The following is a 3643-nucleotide window of genomic DNA, read 5'->3' as shown; positions in this document are numbered from 1 at the left end:
GAGCGCCTGGGAGCCGCCATTCGCGAGTGAGTATTCGCGGCGCCGAGTGAGTATTCGGCGTGCCGAGTGAGTATTCGCCGGGCCGGTCAGCGGCCCGGCCGCCGCGGGTCATCGGACTCGGGGGAGGGAGCGTCAGCGCGAACCCCAGTTCCACGCCGGGACGTCGAGGAACCCTTGACCGGCCACGACCGTGCCGTCGGGGGTGCGCTGCAGCTCGACGTGGGCGGCATCGGCGAGGCCGGCGGCCAGCTGCGGCGCATGGGTGACGACGATCAGCTGCGTGCGCTCGGATGCCGCGGCGATGAGCTGGGCCAGCGGCGCCAGCAGATCGGCGTGCAGGCTCGCCTCGGGCTCGTTCAGCACGATGAGGGGAGCGGGTCGGGCCGGCAGCAACGCGGCGCAGAGCAGCAGGTAGCGCAGCGTCCCGTCGGAGAGCTCGGTGGACTGCAACGGGCGCAGCAGTCCCGGCAACTGGAGAGAGAGCGAAAACATGCCATCGTTGCCGGTGACCTGCACGCGTGCGCCGGGGAACGCCGCGTCAACGGCGTGGTCGAGGGCCGCCCCATGGTCGGCATCCTGAATCGTCGCCCACACCGCGGCCAGGTTCTCGCCGCCGTGCGCGAGGGTGTGCGAGCGGGTGCCGACCTGCGGGCGTCGCGCCGGCGCGTCGGCATCGACGCGGAAATGGTCGTAGAAGCGCCAGGCGCCGAGCATGCGTCGCAGGGTCAGCAGCTCAGGGGCGGTGTCGCCGTCGGCGAGGTCGGTCACGATGCTCTCGAAAGGGGCGAGCTGCTGGTCGAGGGTGACCCAGGAGCCCTCGCGCACACGGGTCGCGCCGCGCAGCCGGTCGATGAGCAGCGTCGCGGGCTTGGCGAGCGGGCCGGCGAAGACCTGCTCGCGCTTGATCTCGGGGTCGCGGGCGAAGAGGCTGCGCTGATCGGACTGGGGGATGCCGAGGTCGACGAGGTAGCCGAGTTCGTCGCCGGCGAACCCCAGCTGCACGGCGACCGGCCCGCGGCGGATCGTCGCCTCTCCGCCGCCCTGTTCTGGCCCCGCCCAGAGGACCGAAGGCAGGCCGCCTTCGCGCGCGACCGCCGAGATGAGAGAGCCGCTGGCGGTGGCCGAGAGCAACCGCAGCGCGCGATAGAGGTTGGACTTTCCGGAGCCGTTGGCGCCCGTGACGACGGTGAGGGGCGCGAGCGGCACGACGATGTCGCGCAGGGACCGGTAGCCGGAGACGGCGAGCGTGGTGAGCATGCCTCCGATCCTGGCAGGCCCCTCCGACGCGCTCGCGAGTGAGTATTCGCGCTGTCGAGTGAGTATTCGTGCCCCGAGTGAGCATTCAGCCATCGCGCGGCGGCGGCTCCTCTGCTGGAATCGACGCATGACCGATGTGCTGATCCTCGGCGGGACCGGATGGCTGGGCGCGCGCATCGCGGAGCGTTGGCTCGACCGCGGTGCCCGCGTGACGTGCCTTGCCCGAGGCTCCAGCCCGGCGCCGGAGGGAGCGCGCCTCATCGCCGCCGACCGCGACGCGGACGGCGCGTATGACGCCGTCGCGCCCATGGAGTGGGACGAGATCGTGGATGTGTCGTCGGATGCCGCGCAGGTGGCATCCGCCGTCGAGGCCCTCGCCACGCAGACCCGGCACTGGACGTTCGTCTCCACCATCTCGGTGTACGCCGAGGCGGATGCCGCCGGGGCCGACGAGTCGGCACCGGTGGTGGCGCCGCTGAAACCCGGGCACGAAAGCGACTACCCGCACGAAAAGGCCGCCGCGGAAGAGACGGTCCGAGGGGCTCTCGGTCATCGCGCGGCGATCGTCCGTCCCGGGCTGATCGCCGGGCCAGGTGATCCGACGGACCGGTTCGGCTATTGGGCGGCGCGCTTCGCGCTCGCCGGGCGCGAGCCGGTGCTCGTGCCTCCGACCGACGGCCGGGGCGTGGCGGTGGTCGACGTGGACGACCTGGCCGACTTCATCACCGCCATCGGCGAGGCGCCGTGGACGGGGGTCGTCAACGCCGTGGGCGATCCGCACCCGCTCGCCGAGGTTCTCGCGCTCGCGCGGGAGGTGGCCGGGCACACGGGTCCGATGGTGGATGCCTCGGAGGAGTGGCTGCTCGACCACGGTGTGACTCACTGGTCGGGTCCGAGATCCCTGCCGCTGTGGCTGCCCGCCGACATGCCGGGCCTGTGGTCGCGCTCGCACGCGGCGTACACGATCCTCGGTGGGCGGCTGCGGCCGTTGCGCACGACGCTCGAGCGCACCCTCGCTGCGGAGCGGCGCGCCGGCCTCGACCGGGACCGGCGCTCCGGCCTGAGCCGCGCGGAGGAGCTCGCCCTGCTCGCAGCCCTCGACTGAGCTCTGCCCCGACGAATACTCACTCGACCCCGCGAATACTCACTCGACCCCGCGAATACTCACTCGGCAGCGACAGCGCGGATTTGCGGGGCGCGGGGGCGGGGGGATATCGTCGCGGCATGCCTTCGGCCGCCTGCACCGCCTCGACGCTCGTCTCGAGCGCCGCTGCTGCACGCCGCCGTCTGGGCGGGCGCCGACTCTAGGCGACCCTGCACGCGGCCGGTCCGGCCGCCCGCCGGCGTCGCCGTTCCTGGCCCCGTACCCCAGACAATTAAGATGGATATATGACCTATTCGGTCGCCGTTTCCGGCGCTTCCGGCTATGCGGGCGGCGAAATCCTGCGCCTCCTCGCCGCTCATCCCGACATCGAGATCCGCACCGTCACGGCACACTCCAACGCCGGGCAGCCCCTCATCGACCACCAGCCGCACCTGCGGTCGCTCGCGCACCTGCAGCTGCAGGAGACGACGCCCGAGGTGCTCGCCGGCCACGACATCGTGTTCCTCGCCCTGCCGCACGGGCAGTCCGGGCAGTACACCGACGCGCTCGCCGACACCCCGCTCGTCATCGACGCCGGCGCCGACCACCGGCTGACCTCGCCCGAGGCCTGGGCGCAGTTCTACGGCGGCGAGTTCCACGAGCCCTGGGCGTACGGCGTGCCGGAGCTGCTCGTCGACGGCGGCAAGCAGCGTCACCGCCTCGTCGGCGCGAGCCGCATCGCCGCGCCCGGATGCAACGCCTCGACGGTCAGCCTGAGCCTCGCCCCGGGTGTCGCCGCGGGCGTCATCGACCCGAGTGACATCGTCACGGTGCTCGCCGTCGGTCCGTCCGGCGCGGGCAAGAGCCTCAAGCCCAACCTGCTCGCCGCCGAGGTGCTCGGCAGCGCGAACCCCTACGCGGTCGGCGGCACGCACCGGCACATCCCCGAGATCCGCCAGGCACTGGCCGCGGCCGCAACCGCCGGCGCCGACCCGGACGACATCCGCATCTCGTTCACCCCCGTGATCGTGCCGATGTCCCGCGGCATCCTCGCCACGAGCTCCGCTCCCATCGCACCGGGGGCGACGGATGCCGACATCCGCGGCGCATGGGAGCAGGCGTACGGCGACGAGCTGTTCGTGCAGCTGCTGCCCGAGGGGCACTTCCCGCGCACCGCCGACGTCGTGGGCGCCAACACCGCGCTCCTCGGCCTCGCGATCGACCGCGCAGCGAACCGCGTGGTGGTCGTGGCCGCGCTCGACAACCTGGCCAAGGGCACCGCGGGTGCCGCGATCCAGTCGA

3 protein-coding genes are annotated in these 3643 nt (G+C 72.6%); 2 read left to right on the top strand and 1 reads right to left on the bottom strand.

All coding sequences use genetic code 11. The features are described from left to right. Positions 1 to 132 precede the first annotated feature (132 nt). Entirely contained in the window at positions 133 to 1257 is a 1125-nt protein-coding gene (locus NQ160_RS17935; RefSeq protein WP_257516496.1) for an AAA family ATPase, read from the bottom strand. Positions 1258 to 1384: 127 nt separating this feature from the next. Here NQ160_RS17935 and NQ160_RS17930 point away from each other — a divergent pair, with 127 nt between their 5' ends. Then, positions 1385 to 2362 carry an NAD-dependent epimerase/dehydratase family protein gene (locus tag NQ160_RS17930; RefSeq protein WP_257516495.1) on the top strand — a complete coding sequence of 326 codons (978 nt, stop codon included), beginning with the start codon at positions 1385 to 1387 and terminating at the stop codon, positions 2360 to 2362. 284 nt (positions 2363 to 2646) lie between these two features. Beyond that, on the top strand, positions 2647 to 3643 hold a 997-nt coding region (gene argC / locus NQ160_RS17925; protein WP_257516494.1), incomplete at its 3' end, for an N-acetyl-gamma-glutamyl-phosphate reductase.

It is taken from the genome of Microbacterium sp. zg.Y909, assembly GCF_024626565.1.
This window is presented reverse-complemented; position numbering and strand designations above follow the sequence as displayed.